This window comes from Pontibacter aydingkolensis (genome assembly GCF_019443125.1).
Lineage (GTDB): Bacteria > Bacteroidota > Bacteroidia > Cytophagales > Hymenobacteraceae > Pontibacter > Pontibacter aydingkolensis.
Genome location: NZ_JAHYXK010000007.1, coordinates 76,922 through 97,285, shown reverse-complemented (window position 1 = coordinate 97,285; position 20,364 = coordinate 76,922). Strand labels below are relative to the sequence as shown.

The window sequence follows — 20,364 nt, the reverse complement described above, 5'->3', positions numbered from 1 at the left end:
CATTAAAAGTGACTCCAGCCCTGTGCTTTAAGCGGATAAGAGTTACCATGCTTCGTAGCTAGGTTTATACCTTCGCTCTCTTCGGTAATCACACCGATGATGCTGATGTCAGGGTGGTTTTTTAGCTTTTCGTGATCTGTAAGCGGTACTGTAAACAGCAGTTCGTAATCTTCACCGCCGTTCATGATGCAGGTTAATGGGTCGATGTTAAACTCAAGTGCCGTTTGCAGCATCTGCTCATCGGCTGGCAGGTTGTCTTTGTAAACTGTTGCCCCTACCCCAGACTGCTTACAGATATGAAACAGCTCCGATGCCAGTCCATCCGAAATATCGATCATAGAGGTTGGTTTAATGCCACGCTCTTTCAGGTCGTATACTACATCCATACGCGCTTCAGGCCGCAGCTGGCGGCCCACAATGTATTGCTTGCTCTCCAGCTCCGGCTGCATTTCCGGATTGGCCATAAATGCCTGCTTTTCACGCTCTAAAATCTGTAAGCCCATGTAAGCAGCGCCCAGGTCGCCGGTTACACAGATCAAATCATTTACTTTAGCGCCGTTGCGAAGCACTGCTTCACCTTTGGCTATCTCTCCTATCGCAGTCACGCTTATCACCAAACCAGCATGAGACGACGTCGTGTCGCCGCCAACCAGGTCTACTTTGTAATTGTCGCAGGCTAATCTAATGCCTTCATAAAGCTCTTCCACAGCCTCTACTGTATAGCGAGCACCAAGGGCAATGTTCACTGTTATCTGCGTAGGCTTAGCGTTCATAGCCGCAATATCAGATACATTTACAGCCACAGCTTTGTAACCTAAGTGCTTTAGCGGGCAAAAGGTCAGGTCAAAGTGCACGCCCTCTAGCAGCATGTCACTCGATACTACAATCTGCTTTTCGCCTGGCTCAAGTATGGCCGCATCGTCACCGATTCCTTTTATAGTGGATAGGTTGTTTAGCTCGATCTTCTCGTTTATCAACCTGATCAGGCCAAACTCGCCTACTTCGCTTAATGGGGTATAGTCACTCATAGTTTCTCGTTTTGGAGGTACAAAGGTAAGTAAAAGCGTTTGTTTGTGCTAAAGTGGGTGATATAACCTCACCCCAGCCCTCTCCTAAAAACAAGAGAGGGAGTTGATTTTACTTATTTTCCTGTCATCCTTAAAGGATCTTGGTGGAAGGGAGGTTAAGCAGCAGCTACTGAGCAAAACACACCCCTACCCCTCTCAAGAGGGGAATTTCTGCTTTAAGGGATCAATCTAATTACCAGACAATACAAAACTGTAGTGCCAGGGCACCCTCTCCTGTTGTTAGGAAAGGGCTGGGGTGAGGTAAAAAGGCAGGGGTGGTTGGAAAGCTTACTCCACCACAAAAGCCCCAGCCTCCATCACATCATGAAAAGCAATACCAGCAGCTTTTAATTCCTTCCGCTTTTGCTCCCTGTACCAGAGGCTGTTAGAACCATCAAGTATAACTTTATCAAAAGTATAAGCTTGCAATGCCTCCGGTTTCACTTTCACGTTTCGCCGCAGAAGTATAGAATCCACTACAAAATTACCTGATGGCTGCACCAAAAGCGGTTTAGAAAGTATAAGCCAGCGCTTACCGTTTGCTACAAGTAGTTGATTACCGTCTGCTAAAAGCTGTGAAGAGATACCAGTTTTTATACTTTGCTCCAGCGATACAAACTTTGGTTCCTGCACTCCCCGTTGCCACAGGTGTGGCTGTACGTTAAAAGTATAATTTCCATTGTTTTGAAGTAAAGCAGAGTCAGCTACCAACATTGCCGCTTGCCCATTAAGTACCAGTAAGCCAGTACTGCCGCGCAGGGTATAAACTGCCTGTATGTTTTGCTCGCGTTGCTGTACTGTCTCCAAAACCTGTTGCACCGATAGTATGGCAATTATACTTACAGCTATACTTAGATAGCGTAGTTTCTTTAGCGCCATAAAAAGTATAAACGCCAGTAACAGCAAGTATAAAAGTATAGTCTGGAATAGGGTAATGTCGATACCATTGATAATAGATTGCGGGAGCTGCTGCACCCACAGATTAAACTCGTTCATGCACCAGATAAAGCCGAAGTGTATCTTAAACAGCAGCCAGCTTAAGCCCGGAATCCAATTTAAGGCAAGCGCTGCCACACCCGACCACAGCACAAAAGTTGCTAGCGGCACTACCACCACATTGGCCAGCCAGAAGTATACCGGAAACTGATGGAAGTAAAAAAGACCTATGGGTAGCGTAGCCACCTGCGCGGCAATAGCCACCGTAAACAGTGCCCATACTTTATCCAGAAACCAATTATTGATTTCCAGTAAATTGTAAAATCGGGGCTGCAGGTACACAATTCCCAGCACTGCCACAAACGACAACTGAAACCCCACCTCAAGCAGGTTATAAGGGTTGATGAACAGCAGCACCAGCGCAGCAATACTTACCGTGTTGTAAATATCGGTATTTCGCCGCAGGGCCAGGCCAATGGTTACAAGGCTAAACATCAGCACTGCCCGAAGTACAGACGGTGAAAGTCCGGTAATAAAAGCATACAGCCAAAGTATGGTCAGCGTAAGTATGGCTCCCAAAAACCGTTCACGGCCAGTTCGGTTAAACCGCGCCAATACCAGCATGAGCACCGAAAAGATCAAGCCTACATGCAAACCCGATACAGCCAGCACGTGCATGGTGCCTGTTTGCGCGTAGGCATTCCGAATACTGTTGTCCAGTTCGTCTTTTACGCCAAGTATAAGCGCCGACGAAATGCCATACTCCCGCTGCTTGTCCAGCCGGTTTTGCAAGAGGTTATCCATCTGCCGGCGAAGCTGTATGCTAAAGTATAAAATACCAGAACCTGGTTCGCTGCCTAATTTCTGGTATTGATACGTTTGCAGATAATGCTGGTGGTAAATGTTTTTGTTAGCCAGGTATTGGCTGTAGTTAAACTGTGCAGGGTTTGCAGGCGGAGCAACAGGTTGCGGTGCTCCTTTAATTAAAAGCCTGTCGCCATAGGCCAGTTCATACTGCCGTTCCGTATCGTGTGGCACCGATAGCTGTACTTTGCCAGATGCCTGCTGCCATTCCCCGTTTAGGTTTACATGCTCCACTTGTAGCACTGTGCTCTGGTAACTGGGCTTTTGCAGCACATAATCTTCTACCACACCCACGTAGTATGCCGGGGCTTCGCTTAAATGGATCAGGTGCTGCGCTTGATGGGTAGCCGTGCGGTAATGTGTTGTAAACAAGCCTGCAGCAAAAAAGCTGAGCAAACCAAGTATACCGGCCAAATCGGTGGCAAACCCGGATTTATACTTTTTAGAAAGTATAGCCGCTATAACGAAGGCTAGAAAGAAAAAGGCAAGCAGCTCAAGACTATACCTGAACTCCTTGCCCAAAGTAATGTAAAGCAATATGCCTGCTATAAAGCTAAGCGTGACGCGCACAAACGGATATGGCGCCCACTTCAGCATCAGCCTTTGTAAACCATTTTATAGTGATCAATAGCACACTCACTGAACATCTCGCCTTCTGTTATAAAGCCATGGCGCTTGTAAAAGTTTACTGCAGGCAACTGGGCATTCAGGTAAATTTTTTTATCAGCATGGTTTGCCAATACATCTTCCAGAACAGCTTGCAGCACGTGGGCACCAATGTTTTTGTTGCGATAAGGCTGCAGTACAGCAAAACGCTCCAACTTTATGCCCTGCTCTGTTTCGCGCCAACGGGCAGCGCCGCAAGGCACATCATCATACATGGCCAGGTAATGTTTGGCAGTAGCCTCGTACTGGTCACATTCCGCCTCGCGTGGCACGTTCTGCTCCAGTACAAACACCTGCTCTCGCACAGTATGGGCAGCTTTTAAATCTTCCTGGCTATTAACTCGTTTCAGCGTGATCATGCTGTAAAGTATAAAATAGGGTAAACGTGTACAAAAAATTTAGAGACGCAAAATATTGCGTCTCTATAAATGATACTTCAAATTTATGCTGTTTTAGATTTCTCACCAACAGCTTAATGTTGTCAGGAGTCCTGCTCAGCTTTCTGCTTTCTTTTGTAGCCGTTAACTTTGACCGGCTCTCCGTCATTAGCAGCTTCAGCGGCTTCTCTGGCAATGCGGCGCTCATCTTCCATCACGCTATAGGCATTTACGATGTCTTTAACCAGGCGGTGTCGCACTACGTCCTCGGCCTTCATTTCCACAAAGCCAATACCTTTAACATCGCGCAATATGTTCATGGCCTCAAACAAGCCCGAGCGCTGTCCGCGAGGCAGGTCTATTTGCGAGCGGTCGCCGTTTACCATTACTTTGGCATGCGGACCCATACGCGTTAAAAACATTTTCATCTGCGCAGGCGTGGTGTTCTGGGCCTCATCCAGCAGCACGAACGCGTGGTTTAGCGTCCGACCGCGCATGTAGGCCAGCGGCGCAATTTCAATGATCTTGTTGTCCTGGTAATACTTCAGTTTTTCCACCGGAATCATATCTTCCAGGGCATCGTAGATCGGGCGTAAGTATGGGTCAACCTTTTCCTTCATATCGCCGGGCAGGAAACCAAGGCTTTCGCCGGCCTCTACCACAGGTCTGGAAATGATGATCTTTCTTACTTCCTTGTTTTTGAGGGCGCGTACTGCCATCGCCACCGAAATATACGTTTTACCCGTACCAGCCGGACCAAGTGCAAAAGTAAGGTCGTGCTTTTCTACTGCATCAACCAGTTTTTGCTGGTTCGGAGTTTTGGCTTTGATAATGCCGCCCTTGCTGCCGTACACGATCACGTCCGAAGAGGTGGCAATTACTTCTTCTTCTGTAAAAGGATCAGCAGAAAGATATCTATTTACGCTATTATGCGTAATCTTTCCGAACTTATGGTAATGGTCAATTAATGATGCGAGTATTTCGTGAATTTTGGTGATTTCAGGAGTTTGTCCCTGAATTTTGATCTCGTTGCCCCTGGAAATAATCTTGCTACTTGGAAAAGCTGCGGCCAGTTGCTTGATGTTCTGGTTCTCTGTTCCCAGAAAATCGATCAGAGAAATATTCTCTAGGGTTATTACTTTCTCTACCAAATGTTTATCCTAAATATAGTTAGTTGGGTATATTGCTATAATTTAACTAAATTACATATATATTAATACAAATCTACCTAAATTATAGTTCGTAGTATGGCTGTAATTACGTTTCTGTCTGACTTTGGGTACACCGACCATTACGTGGCCGCTGTAAAGGCTAAAATAATCTCCCAAAATCCGGATGCCACCATCGTGGACATCTCGCATGGCATCGAGCCTTACAATATTGCGCAGGCCGAGTATGTGCTGGGCGCTGTCTTCCGCGATTTTCCGGAAGGCACGGTACACCTTGTGGCCGTTAACACCCATGGTAGTAAACATGGCAAATACCATGCTGCAAAGTATAAAGGGCACTATTTTTTACTTGCAGATAATGGTTTACTCTCTCTTTTAACAGAAGGTTCTCCTGAAATGGTTGTTGAACTGAACTCGGATAACCCTTATATGGCTTTTCCGGCAAAAGACCTGCTTGCACCGGCTGCGGTGTACCTTGCCAAAGGCGGAGATCTTGAGATTCTAGGGGAACAGACCCACAACTTCAGGCAATTGCTAAACCGCCAGCTGCGCCTGAACGACCATTCTATAACAGGCCATGTAATACACGTAGACTGCTACGGCAACCTTATTACCAACATAACCCGCGAGTGCGTGGACACCATAGCGCATGGGAGAACTTACACCATACATTTTGGGCGCGAAACAATAGGTCGAATCCACCCTAACTACAACCAGGTAGACGACGGCGACTGCTGCTGCGCCTACAACAGCCAGGACCAGCTTTGCATCGGCATCAACAAAGGCCACGCCGCTGAGCTTCTTGGTTTAGGGTTCGACTCGCAGGTGGATGTAAGGTTTTATCCGGGAGCTTGATTTCGTTGTTCGTTATTGGTTATTCGTTATTGGGGATGTAGAGACGCAATACTTTGCGTCTTGTTTCCTACAGAGTGGTATGTTCCGTTATTTGTTAATGGTTGCTAGTTATTGGGGAATACGTTCTTCGAGGTAAAGTCTTTACTTCTTGCTAACTTCACCAAAAATTGTCTATGGGCAGAGGAAGCTTATTTACGAATAACTAATAACGAGCAACCAACAACGAATAATTATGTTAACTCGCATCGTCCGGATGACGTTTCAGGAAGACAAGACAGCTGATTTCCTGGAAATCTTCCGCAATTCTAAAGATAAGATCAGGGCTTTTGAGGGATGTAACCACGTAGAGCTGCTGCAGGACCTGAACCACCCCAACATTTACAGTACCTACAGCCTCTGGGATTCTGAAGAGCACCTGAACAACTACCGCGATTCCGAACTTTTCGGGCAAGTATGGAAAGCAACCAAAGCCTTGTTTTCCGATAAGCCCCAAGCCTGGTCTAATGTGCAGGTTGAAGTATAAAAGTTAGAGAAGTAGAGAATTTGGGAGTTAGAGAGTTAAAAAATTTCTGCCGAAAGTTTAGCGGCAGCGCAACTTGTGGCGGTATATGAGGCCAGTTTATAACTGGCGTTCTACGGGAGCAGAAAAGTATACATTTACAGTTTTATACTTTTTGTGTAAATTCCCTTCTTGAGAGGGGCCGGGGTGTGTTAATCGCTTGCTATCAAAGTATAAAGTTTAGCTTCGGCCATGGTCACCCTTGCTTTTTCCAAGCAAAGCAGCTAAAACCTGCTACAATAACCAGCCACAAGTTACCGCTGCGTTCAAACTTGCGGGGCTAAATTTATACTCACTCCAAAGAACTGCGCACGCTGCGAGGTCTTAGGTACAAGATTAAACAATCCTCCCGCTTTTACTGTACCTTTACAAAGTATAAACTATCCTTTAGGGTGGTTTACTGACAAATAATTGAAAGCACAGACATGAGCAATTACTTCGAGTTTTATAATATCCCAGAGAGTTTTATACTTGACGAAAAGGCACTAAAGGCAAAATACTACCAGCTTAGCCGCGAGTACCACCCCGACTTCTACGCTAATGAGCCACAACAGAAGCAGGACGAGATCTTACAGCTAAGTACCCAGAATACCAACGCCTACCGCACCCTTTCCAACCCTGACCTGCGCATGCAATACATCCTTAAAGAGCATGGCCTGCTGGAGGAAGGAAAAAACGAACTGCCTTCTGATTTCCTGATGGAGATGATGGAGCTGAACGAGGAGCTGATGGAGCTGGAGTTTGATTTTGATGCCGCCAAACTGCACGAGATCGGAGAAAAAAGTAGCGGTCTGATGGCTACCATGGATAACGACATTTTACCTATGCTGCAGCGATATCCTGAGTTACACGGACTTACCAAAGAAGAGGCTCTGCAGGAGATAAAAACATACTATCTGAAGAAAAAATACCTGTTGCGTATTCAGGAAACTTTATCTAAGTTTGCAGCACGTTCCTAACAGAGGAACACCATTTGCCTTGGTGGCGGAATTGGTAGACGCGTTGGTCTCAAACACCAATGAGGTTACACTCGTGCCGGTTCGACTCCGGCCCAAGGTACATAAACAGCAAAACCCATTGATAATCAATGGGTTTTGCTGTTTTAAAACTCTAATAGGTGGCAAAGCTTAAGGCAAAACAAACTGGAAAGGTAATCTATCCTCTACCTATCTAAGAACAACCTTCTTATAAATAACCCCCTTATCTGTTTGAATCTGTAGTATGTGGAGTCCTTTAGCGTAGGCACTTACATTTACCTTCACCTTATTTTTGTTATCTCCATTAATCATAATTAGAACTTTACCCTGAGCATTATATATAGCTACACTTTCTAAAATAATATCATTTGGCAGGTCAACAAATAGAGCTTCACTTGCGGGGTTAGGATATACTTCTATAGCTTGTGATAATTCATCCTCGACTGAGGTTAGTGTATAAGTGGCTGCCTCTGACATTTCACTTAACCCGCAGCTACCACTAACCTGTACAGTATATATACCAGAGATCGTTGCTGTATACGATTGACTCGTTGCCCCTTCTATTGCTGTGCCGTTTAAATACCATTGGTTACCTGTCGGGCTATTAGAAGTAAGTTGATTTTCTTGCTGAGTTATCAAAGGTTTATCAGGAAGATTACAGATTAAAGTAGAGCTAAGCTGGAAGGCTATTGCCTCGGAAACAGTGTTTACTCCTTTGAAGGCAAAAACAGCATAAGGATTATCTGTAGCTCTCTCAGCAGTAAGGGTAAAAGTTATTTGACCTTCCTCATTTCCTTTTACTCCTGCTACATGAAGAGAATCTGAATTAGCAATTAAATCTTGACTAGCTGTAATTACAGCATCAAAAGCACTGCTCGTGTTAGCTCCATAGTTTTTGTACTTTAATGTTACATCAAAGCTTTTACCGTAATATATCGTATCAGGATACGTCACATCAGTAACTGCTAAGTATGGATTAGGTGATACACTAATAGGTATTGAAAATGCTTGCTCTAATGAGGTTACAACAGAGTTGTTTGATGCTATCAATGCATCAATTTCATTCTGGAGGTCCTGTTTGTATGCTATGTTTTCAGGATCTAACAAATAACTCATAAACATGTAATATACTGACATTCTCTTCAAAGCCGCCTTCCCAGAAATATTAATTATATTGCTATATGCTGCTTCAAAGTCAGGACTTGATAATGTAAGTGGTGCAACAGAATAAAGCTGATTCTTAACTTTTTTTACTGATTTATCCAGCTCTTCTTCTACTGATTGGATTGAGGCGGCTCTAGCAGAAACTTTTGATGTATCATTTTCTGATAATGCAAGTTTGAGCACAACTAATGAATCGTTATACCGTTTTGTAGCTATTAAGAGTTCTGTCAAGTCAACATCTATTCTATTATTTTCAAGCAGGTTGCTTCTTTGTGGATAGTAAGCATGACCTATTCCTGCTTTCGCATCAGAAGGTAATGTAAGGAAGTTATAAGTATATGTAAAGATAGATCCTGCAAGGCTTGCTGTAGATAATACATCTAATGCCTTTGCCGTACCCTTGAATAGAGGTGCAAGTGAAGCTCCTACTCCAGATATAAGCAAAATGTTAGCACCAATGCTTGCCACTTCACTCGCAGTTGAAGACAAAGCGGAAGTTTCTTCCAATGTCTCTCCTAAAACCAATGCATCAAGCACGTCTTTCTCAGAATTTTGAATATTCATATTTACCTTAACTGCTGCTTCTTTGAAAGTACCACTATAAGTGTTGCTTGCTGCATTAGCTACACTCTCATCTAATAAAGACTGGGTCTGATAGTCGATATAGTAATCTTGAGTGGCAACTGGGGCTACTGACATAACTGCTAATGTTTTAAACACATCATAGAAATCTTTCCCTGTAACAGCTTTCTTTTCTATGGTAAATAGCTGCAGTCGCTCTACTGCTTGTTTTATAGCAGCTTTAACCATCCTATATCCATCTTCATCTGGTATCTTCTCAAGTGCCGGGGTTAAAACAATTTCATTAAACATTTTAACAGAAATCTTGAGTAGTCTATTCGTAATATCAAGCTTCTCATAATAACTTTGCAGTTTATCCTCCAGTATCTTTTTTCTATGGGCAGGAGCTCTTGGAATCATTTCCCTTAAGATCTCTACTTCCATTTCCATATCTTGCTTGACCTTTGTCATCGGTCTTATCGCCTCAAAGAACATCCAAACCCCCTCCCCTATAACATTTAAGGCTTTTCCAGGAAGGGGCTCTCCAATCTCAAAGAATCTTTCTAGTGCATCTACAGTCAAATAGAGCCTATTCATTGATTCAACAGCTTTATCATGATCCCTATCAATAATCTTCCATTTATCGAGTTGTGCATCTAGAGCTGCTGTGTTGTAACTTATACCCGAGACACTATACTTTTCTTGGTTCCCCAAAAATGGTATAACAATGGGTACTCTGATAGTTCTTCCAACCAAAGAATCAGCTCTACTGTCAATCTGTTTTTTGAGTCCGAAAGGTACTCTTATCTGTAAGTCACTCTCATATGGAGGAACATTGTGCAGAATCACTGACATCTTAGTTATGTCATGCTTAACTGTGAGTTTATACTTTTTATCAGGCTGTAGTCCTACTAACAATGGATCAAACTCAAAACTGCCATCATCACCGATACGGACTATACCATTAGGCAATAATACTCCATCTAATTCTAGATGAACGTCTGTGCTACCACTTAGCAAAGGATAAGAGTTAGTTCCAGTAAAAGTATTTGCTCTAACGTCAGTTACTTTACCTTTTAATTGGAGATTAAGGTTAACTTTAGTTATACCGGCACTTGTGGCCAACCACATATCTACACCATTAAATGTAATTCCGTTAATAAAGTTTGAGGGCAGTTTGTTGTCTGTTGTATAAAGACTCCAATTGGAGCTATCTTGATAAACGTTACCTGATAATTTAAGCAATCCATTTGATGTACCTATCCAAATATAGCCTGACTCATCTTCTCTTATTGACTGAAAACCTACTGCTGTACCTAGAGGTAACTTTGTTATGGAGTTATTCATCACTGTCCAGTTATTGTTTTCATAAACAGCCACCACACCATCTCCAGAACTTAAACCTACCCAAGTCCTACCTTTGCTATCGTGGTAGATGCTTCTTGGCAGAGGCCCTCCTACAGCATTAACAAAAGGAAGCCCATCAGACACCTTTCTTATAAAAGTCCCCGCTGCAGTGTATTCAGCTATGTAGGGAGCAGTACAGGTACCATTGATGCAGGACCGATCTACCCCTACCCACATATTTTCACCTACTTTAGCAACAGACAAGACTCTTCTGTCACTTGCAGGCATTCCTGCTTGAGTGATTTTGTTCCACACGTTACCGTCATACCATCCTATTCCACCCTCATCTATTTTATCATTTGGATAGGCAGAAGTTATAGTTTGTCCATGAGCTGCCCATATGGTGTTATTATGTCCTTCAGCAAGCCCATTAACATACCTGTTTAAAGCTCCTGTAGTAGCCCCCCAATAGGTAAAGGAGCTTAGGTCGCCCTGAATAAACTTCCGAATCCCACCGCCTGTAGCCTGAATACCTCCGCTCCCGGAACCTACCCATATGTCACCATTGCTGTCTTTGGAAATAGCTCTTACCTGGTGGTTGGTGATTGCTCTTGTCCATGAAGAGTCCTCTGGACTGAACTTTACAAGCCCGAGCCCATTCGTGCCTACCCAGACATGTCCTTTACCGTCAACTTCTACTCTTTGAAATACATTGGTTGGCAAAGAAGGAGTATTCGTTTGATTGAAAACTTTTACGTTTAGCTGCTCCTGCGCGAGAGCCAGGACTCCAGAGAGTGTGAAGAGCACTGCTAGAATGCACCTGTTGAAGTGGTAAATGTTTGCTTCCATTCTTTAGTAATATTATGGGTTGATAATAATTTACACATCTTCTAAAAGCCACTGCTTTAGCAAAAGCTGTTTAAACTCTTCCGTAAATAGATTCAGTTCCTCGTTATTAACAATCAAACTAACTCTATGAGACTACTCTAATAGTTTGGTAACTACACGATTTATTTTCATAACAAAAGCCAAATAAATATACTTATATTGATAAACATATTTTAAGTTGTACAAACGTAATATTACCTTTGATATTTATGGTGAAGGAGGAGTTATTGCAGGTAAACATCCCAAATAGGGCAGTAAATTGATTCTTAAAATCAACATAAACAGAATTACAGAGATTAGTTTGTAGGTGAATAAGGTGAGACAAAATGTATTAGCTTTTACATAATGAGATAACAACCTTTATACATGCTGTAAACGCATATATTAATCCGCTCGTAGCTGTTAAAAATCTCTTTAAGTCCGGTTTAAGGTACAAGTTAAAACGAAAAGGCCCTGTAAGTTTAATTGCTTACAGGGCCTTTTCGTTTAATGCCGGAAGTTTAAATCATATTATTAAGGTTTTACTCAGTTTCCACACTGAATTCTTCTCTTTTAGAAAGTCTGTAAAGACAAATCATTACCAATTTGAAATGAAGATAAGTGTGGGTCACGCTAACACTTTTAAAAAAACTTCAGCCTCAAAAAAGCGAAGCCCGGTTTTCCGGTTAAGGCATATTATGCTTTAACCGGAAAACCGGGCTTAACTGCTATAGAGATTTTCTTACTGCTTTACCACGCGCTTGGTGACTACACCCTGGTCTGTGACAACCTGGAGCAGATACACCCCGCGCTGCAGCTTAGAGAGGTCCAGCGCCTGGTTAAATTCCCCTGATGCCATTGGGTAGAACTGGCTTAGTACTGCCATGCCCTTTACGTCCAGTAGCCTAAGCTCATGGACTGCGCCCGCTGAGGCAGAGAGGGATACCCGCAGGCTACTACTGGCCGGGTTCGGATAAACCATCAGGCTCTCAGAGAGCTGTCTGTCTACAAGGCCTGTAAGATTAGGCTGGCTGTGGAGTTTGGCAACGAACATCTCCGCTCCTAAGGACGAGAGGCTCGTGCTCCCGAAGGCAGCAGCGGAGTAGAAATAACCTGTTACCCGGGCGCTGCCAGACCCGTCAACGGCGATGCCGTAGCCTATGTCATAGCCTGTTCCACCTGCCCGCTGTGCCCACAGCGCGTTGCCCGAGGCGTCGTACTTGGCGATAAATACGTCTGCGACGCCAGAACTGGTAAGCGCAGTAGTCCCGAAGCTAGCTGTGTCCCAGAAATGACCGGTTACGTAAGCGCCGCCCTGGCTGTCCAAGGCAATGGCGTATCCGCTGCAATGGCTGGTGCCCCCGGCCCGCTGTGCCCACACCACCGTGCCCGAGGCGTTGTACTTGGCCACGAACATATCATTGCGGCCCGCGCTGATGAGCTCGATAGTGCCGAAGCTGACCGTTTCAAAAAAGTAGCCCGTCACATAGGCGTTGCCGGAGCCGTCCACGGCGATGCCCCGGCCATAGTCACTAGACGTGCCCCCGGCCTGCTTGGCCCACACCACCGTGCCCGAGGCGTTGTACTTGGCCACGAACATGTCGGTGCCCCCCGAGCTTGTGAGCGTGGTGCCCTCGAAGGTGGCCGTGCCGTAGAACTCGCCCGTCACGTAGGCGTTGCCCTGACCGTCCACGGCGATGCCCCGGCCATAGTCACTAGACGTGCCCCCGGCCTGCTTGGCCCACACCACCGTGCCCGAGGCGTTGTACTTGGCCACGAAAACGTCGGTGCCCCCCGCGCTTGTGAGCGTGGTGCCCTCGAAGGTGGCCGTGCCGTAGAACTCGCCCGTCACGTAGGCGTTGCCCTGACCGTCCACGGCGATGCCCCGACCATAGTTAAAGCTTGTACCCCCGGCCTGCTTGGCCCACACCACCGTGCCCGAGGCGTTGTATTTGGCCACGAACATGCCCCAGCCCCCCGAGCTTGTGAGCGTGGTGCTGCCGAGGGTAGTGGTTCCGTAGAAATAACCTGTCACATAAGCGTTTCCAGAGCCGTCCACAGCAATACCAAAGCCTAATTCATTACTTGTTCCACCGGCTCGCAGCGCCCACAGCACAGTACCCGAAGGATCATACTTGGCCACAAAGATATCTGCGCCGCCTGCGCTTGTGAGCGTGGTGCTGCCGAAGGTGGCCGTGCCGTAGAACTCGCCCGTCACGTAGGTATTGCCCTGACCGTCCACGGCAATGCTGCGCCCGTAGTCTGCCGTGCCCGTGCCTGTAGGATTTTTGGCCCACAGGGCATTGCCAGAGGCGTCGTACCTAGCCACGAACATGTCCCATCCCCCCGAGCTTGTAAGCGTAGTGCTGCCTAAGGTGGCCGTGCCCAAGAACTCACCCGTCACGTAGGCGTTGCCCTGACCGTCCACGGCGATGCCCCGGCCATAGTCACTAGACGTGCCCCCGGCCTGCTTGGCCCACACCACCGTGCCCGAGGCGTTGTATTTGGCCACGAACACGTCCAGAGCGCCAGCGCTGGTGAGCGTAGTGCCCTCGAAGGTGGCCGTGCCCAAGAACTCGCCCGTCACGTAGGCGTTGCCCTGGCCGTCCACGGCGATGCCCCGGCCATAGTCACTATTCGTGTTCCCGGCCTGCTTGGCCCACACCAACGTACCCGAAGGATCATACTTGGCCACAAAAATATCGTCGTAGCCAGCACTGGTGAGCGTGGTGCTGCCGAAGGTGGCCGTGCCCAAGAACTCGCCCGTCACGTAGGCGTTGCCCTGGCCGTCCACGGCGATGCCCCGGCCATAGTCACTATTCGTGCCCCCGGCCTGCTTGGCCCACACCACCGTGCCCGAGGCGTCGTACTTAGCCACAAAAATATCGTCGTAGCCAGCGCTGGTGAGCGTGGTGCTGCCGAAGGTGGCCGTGCCGTAGAATTCGCCCGTCACGTAGGCGTTGCCCTGGCCGTCCACGGCGATGCCCCGGCCATAGTCACTATTCGTGCCCCCGGCCTGCTTGGCCCACACCACCGTGCCCGAGGCATTGTACTTGGCCACGAACATGTCCTGACCGCCCGAGCTGGTGAGCGTGGTGCTGCCGAAGGTAGTGGTTTCATAGAAATAACCTGTCACGTAGGCGTTGCCTGACCCGTCCACCGCGATGCTGTTGCTAATATCATTGTTTGCGCCCCCTGACCGCTGCGCCCACAGCACATTGCCCGAAGGATCATACTTGGCCACAAACATGTCCGCACCGCCCGCGCTAGTGAGCGTGGTGCTGCCGAAGGTAGCCGGGTCATAGAAATAGCCCGTCACATAAGCGTTGCCAAAGCCGTCTATCGCAACTCCGGTCCCTACATCAGTGTTGGCGCCGCCAGCCCGCTGTGCCCACAGCACCGAGCCAGAGGCGTTGTACTTAGCGATGAAAACGTCCCAGCCGCCTGAGCTTTTAAGGGTAATGCCGTCGAATATTATCCTGTCACGGAAGTAGCCCACTACATAAGTATTGCCTTGGGTATCGCGTGCAACCGAACGACCGTACTCTGGGTTGTTTGTATCTGTGCCTTGGGCCTGCTTGGCCCACATGAAGTCGGGCGCCTGCGCCTTAGCCCTAACGCTGGTCAGCAGCAGGCATAGCAAAAGTAGTCTGTAAAGTTTGTTCATATATAGTTCAAATGGTTAGGTGCGGGAAAATCCGCTTTGGGTGGTGAAAATAATACTAAATTTTATAATATTAAATATACTATATATTAAATCCACTTTTTTGAAGACTCCTTTATTGATTTCATTTTTAAACAAAGAGGGCTACAGGCAATAACACCTGTAGCCCTCTACATTATTTCCGCTACTAGTTAGCTCTTCCCATTTCCTTGTTACCTCGTTAACCAAAGTATAATGCTCAAAAAGAAACTGCTGCCCAGGCTTGCATTGCTGATTAGTACATCTACTCTTCCTTCTGCTTTCCGAATCTGGCCAGTACACCTAACAGAATTAAATACGCCTCAAAAAAGCGAAGCCCGGTTTTCCGGTTAATGCAAAATATGCTTTAACCGGAAAACCGGGCTTAACTGCTATAGAGATTTTCTTACTGCTTTACCACGCGCTTGGTGACTACACCCTGGTCTGTGACAACCTGGAGCAGATACACCCCGCGCTGCAGTTTAGAGAGGTCCAGCGCCTGGTTAAACTCCCCTGATGCCATTGGGTAGAACTGGCTTAGTACTGCCATGCCCTTTACGTCCAGTAGCCTAAGCTCTTGGACTGCGCCCGCTGAGGCAGAGAGGGATACCCGCAGGCTACTACTGGCCGGGTTCGGATAAACCATCAGGCTCTTGGAGAGTGGTCTGTCGGCAAGGCCTGTAAGATTAGGCTGGTTATGGAGTTTGGCCACGAACATTTCAACTCCATCGGATCTAAGCTTATCGCTCCCAAAGGTAACTGATCCACTAATAGCTCCTGTTACGAAAGCATTATTAAAATCATTTAGGGCAATACCGCGCCCATAATCGTTCCCTCTTTCTCCAACTGCCTGCACCCAGAGCACATTTCCAGCGGCGTCATACTTGGCGATGAAAACGTCTTCTCCGCCGTTGCTTGAAAGCGAGGTTGCGCCAAAGAAACCTGTGCTCTTGAATGAGCCAGTCACATAGGCATTTCCAGAGCCGTCTACGGCAATGCCGTAGCCATAATCGGCTTCGGTTCCCCCAGCTTTCTGTGCCCAGAGCACATTTCCAGCGGCGTCATACTTGGCGATGAAAACGTCACCGTTACCCCTACTTGTAAGGGGTGATGTATTGCCGATGGTGACCATACCATCAAACCTCCCTGTCAAATAGGCGTTACCTAATGCATCCACAGCAATGCCAGAGCCAGAGTCAGAAGAGGTTCCCCCCACTTTCTGCGCCCACACTACATTACCTGATGCATTATACTTGGATATGAAAAAATCTAAATTACCACTTTGGTTAATTGCCTGACTACCGGTTATATAAGCGTTGCCAGATGCATCTACAGCAATGTCCGAACCAGAGTCATTATATGCTCCTCCGGCCTTCTGTGCCCAGAGCGCATTTCCGGAAGCATCGTATTTGGCAATGAATATATCATCGCTCAAGCTGTTACTGGTGAGGGTAAAAGTTTCAAAAGTAGCAGTCCCACCAAATTTCCCAATTATATAAGCATTGCCCGAGTCATCCACTGCCACGCCGTGGGCGGCAGCAAATCCATAACTTTTACCTGTTCCCCCTGCATTACGAGCCCACAGTACAGTACCAGAAGGGCTATACTTAACAAGGAAGGCATCCATATCATTTTTGCATTTAAGCGTTGTATTTCCGAAGGTAATATAACCTTGATAGTAACCTGTCACATACGTATTCCCTACATCATCTACAGCAATACCTCGCCCATAATCTTTAGCAGGTTGCCCGGCTCTCAGCGCCCAGTCTACATCATCATTGGCATTAAATTTTACAAGAAAGGCATCCTCATTGTCTTTGCTGATTAATGTAGTGCTTCCAAAAACGGCAATACCTCCAAAAGAACCTGTCACAATAGCATTTCCAGATATGTCCGCTACTACGCCATAACCATAATCATTGTCTTCTCCTCCGGCTCTCTGTGCCCAGAGCACATTTCCGGAAGCATCGTATTTGGCAATGAATACATCATAAATGCCGCTGCTAAATAGCATGGTGTTTCCGAATGAGGCCGTACCTTGAAAACGACCTGTCACGTAAGCATTACCCGAGGCATCCAACGCGAGACTATAACCATAATCATTGGAGTTCCCTCCAGCTCGCTGCGCCCACAGTGCATTTCCGGAAGCATCGTATTTGGCGATGAAAACATCACTGTTACTGCTGTTGGTCAGGGTGATATGGCCAAAGGTAGCTATACCATAAAATGCGCCTGTCACATAGACATTACCCGATGCATCCACTGCAATACCGCGGCCATTATCGTGAAAGTCTCCTCCGGCCTTCTGTGCCCAGAGTACATTTCCGGAGGCATCGAATTTTGCGATAAAAACATCACTGCTACTGCTTTTAAGAGTGATATTTCCAAAAGAAGCTGTACCCATGAAAGAGCCAGCCCGTCACGTAGGCATTTCCTGAGGCATCTACCGAAATACCATAGCCATAATCCTCAACCGAGTCACCGTACCTCTGTGCCCAGAGCACATTTCCGGAAGCATCATATTTAGCGACAAAAGCATCATTGTAACCCCTGCTCGTGAGAGAGATATGGCCGAAGGAGGCAGCACCTTGTAAAGAGCCCGTCACGTATGCGTTTCCGGAGCCATCTACCGCAATACCATAGCCATTGTCTGAGGAGCTCCCCCCGGCCTTCTGCGCCCAGAGCACATTACCGGAGGCATCGTATTTGGCTACAAATATATCATTGTTGCCGCTGCTCGTGAGAGTGATATTTCCGAAAGAAGCTGTACCCTGGAAAGAGCCCGTCACATATGCGTTTCCGGAGGCATCTAACGCAATACCATAGCCATAGTCAAATGAAGTCCCTCCAGCTCTCTGCGCCCAAATCGTGTTTCCGGAGGCGTCATGCTTAACTATAAATATATCAGTACTACCACTGCTTACATCCGATGTTCCACTACTGGTAAGCATTGTACTTCCGAAGCTGATATAATTACCGAAAGAACCGGTAGTATACGTGTTACCAGTTGCATCTCGAGCAACTGATCTACCATGTTCTATACTAGACCTGGTTGTACCAACGGATTGTTTGGCCCACATGAAGTCGGGCGCCTGCGCCTGAGCCCCAACGCTAGCCAGCAGCAGGCATAGCAAAAGTAGTCTGTAAAGTTTGTTCATATATAGTTTAAATGGTTAGGTGCGGGAAAACCCGCGTTGGGTGGTGAAAATAATACTAAATATTATAACATTAAATATAGTATATATAAAATGTCTTTATGTAAGGATGCTTTATTTAATTTATGGACTACTTTTAAAACATATAAGCCTGCTCCAATCAAAAATACCTGCAACTTTTTTTAGGCTGTAAGTTATTCAACACCTTTAAATTGCAGTATCTCTAGTAGGGACACTCCCTAACTAAATAGAAAGTTTAAATCTTATGAGAATAGATTTTTAGGAATTGCTTTGAAATATTAACGATGATCAGTGTTATCAAATCCATTAAACTCAATCATCAAAATATTTCTAAAACTCATACTTGTTTTAACTAAATACCAGAGATTTTCTTCCATCTAAATACTCTAACCTAACAACCAACTCTAATTGCCATGCCGTTTCTTTCCTTTAAATTAGGAGCCTGAAAAAGACTGCCTTTACAGTTAATCCGTATAGGGCAAGCAGCACAAACTCAATTATACTATAAACTAAAATATAAATAATGGCGACAGGTCTTCTCGCACTCTTAGATGACGTATCAGCACTGGTTAAAGTTAGTGCGGCTAGTCTCGATGATGTTCCAACGCAGGTGGCGAAAACAACAGGTAAAGTATCAGGTATTGTGATCGACGATACAGCCGTAACCCCAAAGTATGTGGTGGGCCTCGATCCCAAGCGCGAGCTCTCCATCATCTTTCAGATCGCTAAAAAGTCGCTGATTAACAAAGCTATCTTTTTAGGACCAGCAGCCTTGCTGCTTGGGTATTTTGCACCAGCAATTATACCATATCTGCTGATGGTGGGTGGGGCCTTTTTATGCTTTGAGGGGTATGAAAAAGTACACTCCATGTTCAGTAAAACCCACAAACCAACTGCGGAGCCAACAGAAGACATGGTAGTGATCACGCCGCAGGAGTTGGAAAAAGAGCGGGTGGGCAGCGCCGTGCGTACAGATTTTATACTTTCCGCTGAGATCATGGCTATTGCTTATGCTACTGTAGCCAACAGCCCATTGATAAACCAGATTGCGGTGCTGTTAAGTGTGGCCATTTTTATCACCATTGCTGTTTACGGGTTTGTTGCCTTGATCGTGAAAGCAGACGACATTGGGCTGCACATGGCGCAGGACAAATACCACCCAACTACCCAAAAGATCGGGCGCAGCATCGTTAAGTCCATGCCATCGTTCTTAACCATACTTGGCTATGTGGGTACTGCGGCCATGCTGTGGGTAGGTGCCGAGATAATTGCACATGGTTTGCCGTTTCTGCACCATCCGCTGGAGAATTTAGAACATGCCCTGTCAGGAATTCCTGCACTTGCCTGGCTGGCTAAAGTAGTTATACTTGCTTTAGGGGGTGTGCTATTGGGAGCTGTTATTGCAAAACTGGTGTCCCTGGTCCGCAGTTTATTTAAGGGGTCAACTGAAAAGGTAGCGCATTAATTTTATACTTTACTGCCCTCTACTGCCCGCATCAAAATCACCAAAGTATACTTAGGGATACAGGCCCTTTAGTTTTCCTAAAATAAAAAAACAGGAGGCAGCAAATAACCGCCTCCTGTTTAAATTAATTTTTTGCCTTAACCTCTTGTAAAAACTGTTGTGCGTCTTACCCCATTCGTAGAAACCTCAGTCACAAGCTCTGCCCCACCATTCTGGCAGGTGAAGGTAATGGAGTAGCTGCCGGTTGGTACATTGGGGCGTCCCTGGTTTTTACCGGAGCAAATCACATCGTCGGTGCGGGTATAAGAGTAAGAGATCGTGTTACCGCTTACCGTATACTTAAAGTGAAACCTGAGCGGCGTGCATATACCGTTGCAGTCTGGGTTTTCAGCAAAACCTTCGCCGTTGCTGCCAAAATTGTAGATCAGGCTGGCGGTACCATTACAGGTAGAGGTTTTCCATCTTCCTACCGGGCAGGAACTACTGCCGCCTGAGCCTCCGTCACCATTCTTAATTTTATCGGCAATCAACATAAATTCCTCTTCTGCATCGCTGGCACAGCCAGAAAAAGTAAACGTGAGAAGAGCTATAAGCAGGTATAAGATTGATCTGTTCTTCATGTTCAGGATAAT

13 protein-coding genes and 1 tRNA gene are annotated in these 20,364 nt (G+C 46.2%); 5 read left to right on the top strand and 9 right to left on the bottom strand.

Going from position 1 to position 20,364, the window contains the following annotated elements; translation table 11 throughout:
* Nucleotides 1-2: 2 nt before the first annotated feature.
* From thiL to K0O23_RS10315, 4 genes are all read right to left on the bottom strand, one after another.
* Nucleotides 3-1,028 carry a thiamine-phosphate kinase gene (gene thiL / locus K0O23_RS10330; protein WP_219877348.1) on the bottom strand — a complete coding sequence of 342 codons (1,026 nt, stop codon included), beginning with the start codon at nucleotides 1,026-1,028 and terminating at the stop codon, nucleotides 3-5.
* A 327-nt stretch (nucleotides 1,029-1,355) separates the two neighbouring features.
* Nucleotides 1,356-3,464, bottom strand: a complete 2,109-nt coding sequence (locus tag K0O23_RS10325) for a ComEC/Rec2 family competence protein (RefSeq protein WP_219877347.1) — start codon at nucleotides 3,462-3,464, stop codon at nucleotides 1,356-1,358.
* Nucleotides 3,464-3,892 (bottom strand): GNAT family N-acetyltransferase, encoded by a 429-nt coding sequence (locus K0O23_RS10320; protein WP_219877346.1) that lies wholly within the window; start codon nucleotides 3,890-3,892, stop codon nucleotides 3,464-3,466. Before K0O23_RS10320 ends, K0O23_RS10325 begins: the two co-directional genes overlap by 1 nt.
* Nucleotides 3,893-4,014: 122 nt before the next feature.
* Nucleotides 4,015-5,061, bottom strand: a complete 1,047-nt coding sequence (locus K0O23_RS10315) for a PhoH family protein (RefSeq protein WP_219877345.1) — start codon at nucleotides 5,059-5,061, stop codon at nucleotides 4,015-4,017.
* 96 nt (nucleotides 5,062-5,157) lie between these two features.
* Here K0O23_RS10315 and K0O23_RS10310 point away from each other — a divergent pair, with 96 nt between their 5' ends.
* From K0O23_RS10310 to K0O23_RS10295, 4 genes are all read left to right on the top strand, one after another.
* Nucleotides 5,158-5,934: an SAM hydrolase/SAM-dependent halogenase family protein gene (locus K0O23_RS10310; RefSeq protein WP_219877344.1), complete on the top strand. Its 777-nt coding sequence runs from the start codon at nucleotides 5,158-5,160 to the stop codon at nucleotides 5,932-5,934.
* 232 nt (nucleotides 5,935-6,166) lie between these two features.
* Nucleotides 6,167-6,457, top strand: a complete 291-nt coding sequence (locus tag K0O23_RS10305; RefSeq protein WP_219877343.1) for a putative quinol monooxygenase — start codon at nucleotides 6,167-6,169, stop codon at nucleotides 6,455-6,457.
* 461 nt (nucleotides 6,458-6,918) lie between these two features.
* A complete protein-coding gene (gene hscB / locus K0O23_RS10300) occupies nucleotides 6,919-7,452 on the top strand; it encodes a Fe-S protein assembly co-chaperone HscB (protein ID WP_219877342.1) in 534 nt (177 codons plus the stop codon).
* Between the two features lie 16 nt (nucleotides 7,453-7,468).
* Nucleotides 7,469-7,552, top strand: a tRNA-Leu gene (locus tag K0O23_RS10295).
* 107 nt (nucleotides 7,553-7,659) lie between these two features.
* On the opposite strand, the gene K0O23_RS10290 is transcribed toward K0O23_RS10295, so the two are convergent.
* The 4 genes from K0O23_RS10290 to K0O23_RS10275 form a co-directional block, all read right to left on the bottom strand.
* A complete protein-coding gene (locus K0O23_RS10290) occupies nucleotides 7,660-11,391 on the bottom strand; it encodes a two-component regulator propeller domain-containing protein (protein WP_219877341.1) in 3,732 nt (1,243 codons plus the stop codon).
* A 760-nt stretch (nucleotides 11,392-12,151) separates the two neighbouring features.
* Nucleotides 12,152-15,076 carry an SBBP repeat-containing protein gene (locus K0O23_RS10285; RefSeq protein ID WP_219877340.1) on the bottom strand — a complete coding sequence of 975 codons (2,925 nt, stop codon included), beginning with the start codon at nucleotides 15,074-15,076 and terminating at the stop codon, nucleotides 12,152-12,154.
* A gap of 421 nt (nucleotides 15,077-15,497) precedes the next feature.
* Entirely contained in the window at nucleotides 15,498-17,495 is a 1,998-nt protein-coding gene (locus tag K0O23_RS10280) for an SBBP repeat-containing protein (protein ID WP_219877339.1), read from the bottom strand.
* Nucleotides 17,461-18,249 (bottom strand): SBBP repeat-containing protein, encoded by a 789-nt coding sequence (locus K0O23_RS10275; RefSeq protein WP_219877338.1) that lies wholly within the window; start codon nucleotides 18,247-18,249, stop codon nucleotides 17,461-17,463. Before K0O23_RS10275 ends, K0O23_RS10280 begins: the two co-directional genes overlap by 35 nt.
* Nucleotides 18,250-18,790: 541 nt before the next feature.
* Here K0O23_RS10275 and K0O23_RS10270 point away from each other — a divergent pair.
* Nucleotides 18,791-19,732 (top strand): DUF808 domain-containing protein, encoded by a 942-nt coding sequence (locus K0O23_RS10270; RefSeq protein ID WP_219877337.1) that lies wholly within the window; start codon nucleotides 18,791-18,793, stop codon nucleotides 19,730-19,732.
* Nucleotides 19,733-19,869: 137 nt separating this feature from the next.
* Here K0O23_RS10270 and K0O23_RS10265 read toward each other — a convergent pair whose 3' ends face one another.
* Nucleotides 19,870-20,352: a hypothetical protein gene (locus tag K0O23_RS10265; RefSeq protein ID WP_219877336.1), complete on the bottom strand. Its 483-nt coding sequence runs from the start codon at nucleotides 20,350-20,352 to the stop codon at nucleotides 19,870-19,872.
* Between the last annotated feature and the right edge of the window lie 12 nt (nucleotides 20,353-20,364).

Bases quoted from the DNA above. Each gene is read 5' to 3' on its own strand.
- K0O23_RS10270 (WP_219877337.1), top strand. From the start codon at position 18,791: ATGGCGACAGGTCTTCTCGCACTCTTAGATGACGTATCAGCACTGGTT.
- K0O23_RS10275 (WP_219877338.1), bottom strand. From the start codon at position 18,249: ATGAACAAACTTTACAGACTACTTTTGCTATGCCTGCTGCTGGCTAGC.
- K0O23_RS10290 (WP_219877341.1), bottom strand. From the start codon at position 11,391: ATGGAAGCAAACATTTACCACTTCAACAGGTGCATTCTAGCAGTGCTC.
- K0O23_RS10265 (WP_219877336.1), bottom strand. From the start codon at position 20,352: ATGAAGAACAGATCAATCTTATACCTGCTTATAGCTCTTCTCACGTTT.
- hscB (WP_219877342.1), top strand. From the start codon at position 6,919: ATGAGCAATTACTTCGAGTTTTATAATATCCCAGAGAGTTTTATACTT.
- K0O23_RS10285 (WP_219877340.1), bottom strand. From the start codon at position 15,076: ATGAACAAACTTTACAGACTACTTTTGCTATGCCTGCTGCTGACCAGC.
- thiL (WP_219877348.1), bottom strand. From the start codon at position 1,028: ATGAGTGACTATACCCCATTAAGCGAAGTAGGCGAGTTTGGCCTGATC.
- K0O23_RS10305 (WP_219877343.1), top strand. From the start codon at position 6,167: ATGTTAACTCGCATCGTCCGGATGACGTTTCAGGAAGACAAGACAGCT.
- K0O23_RS10320 (WP_219877346.1), bottom strand. From the start codon at position 3,892: ATGATCACGCTGAAACGAGTTAATAGCCAGGAAGATTTAAAAGCTGCC.
- K0O23_RS10325 (WP_219877347.1), bottom strand. From the start codon at position 3,464: ATGCTGAAGTGGGCGCCATATCCGTTTGTGCGCGTCACGCTTAGCTTT.
- K0O23_RS10280 (WP_219877339.1), bottom strand. From the start codon at position 17,495: ATGGGTACAGCTTCTTTTGGAAATATCACTCTTAAAAGCAGTAGCAGT.
- K0O23_RS10310 (WP_219877344.1), top strand. From the start codon at position 5,158: ATGGCTGTAATTACGTTTCTGTCTGACTTTGGGTACACCGACCATTAC.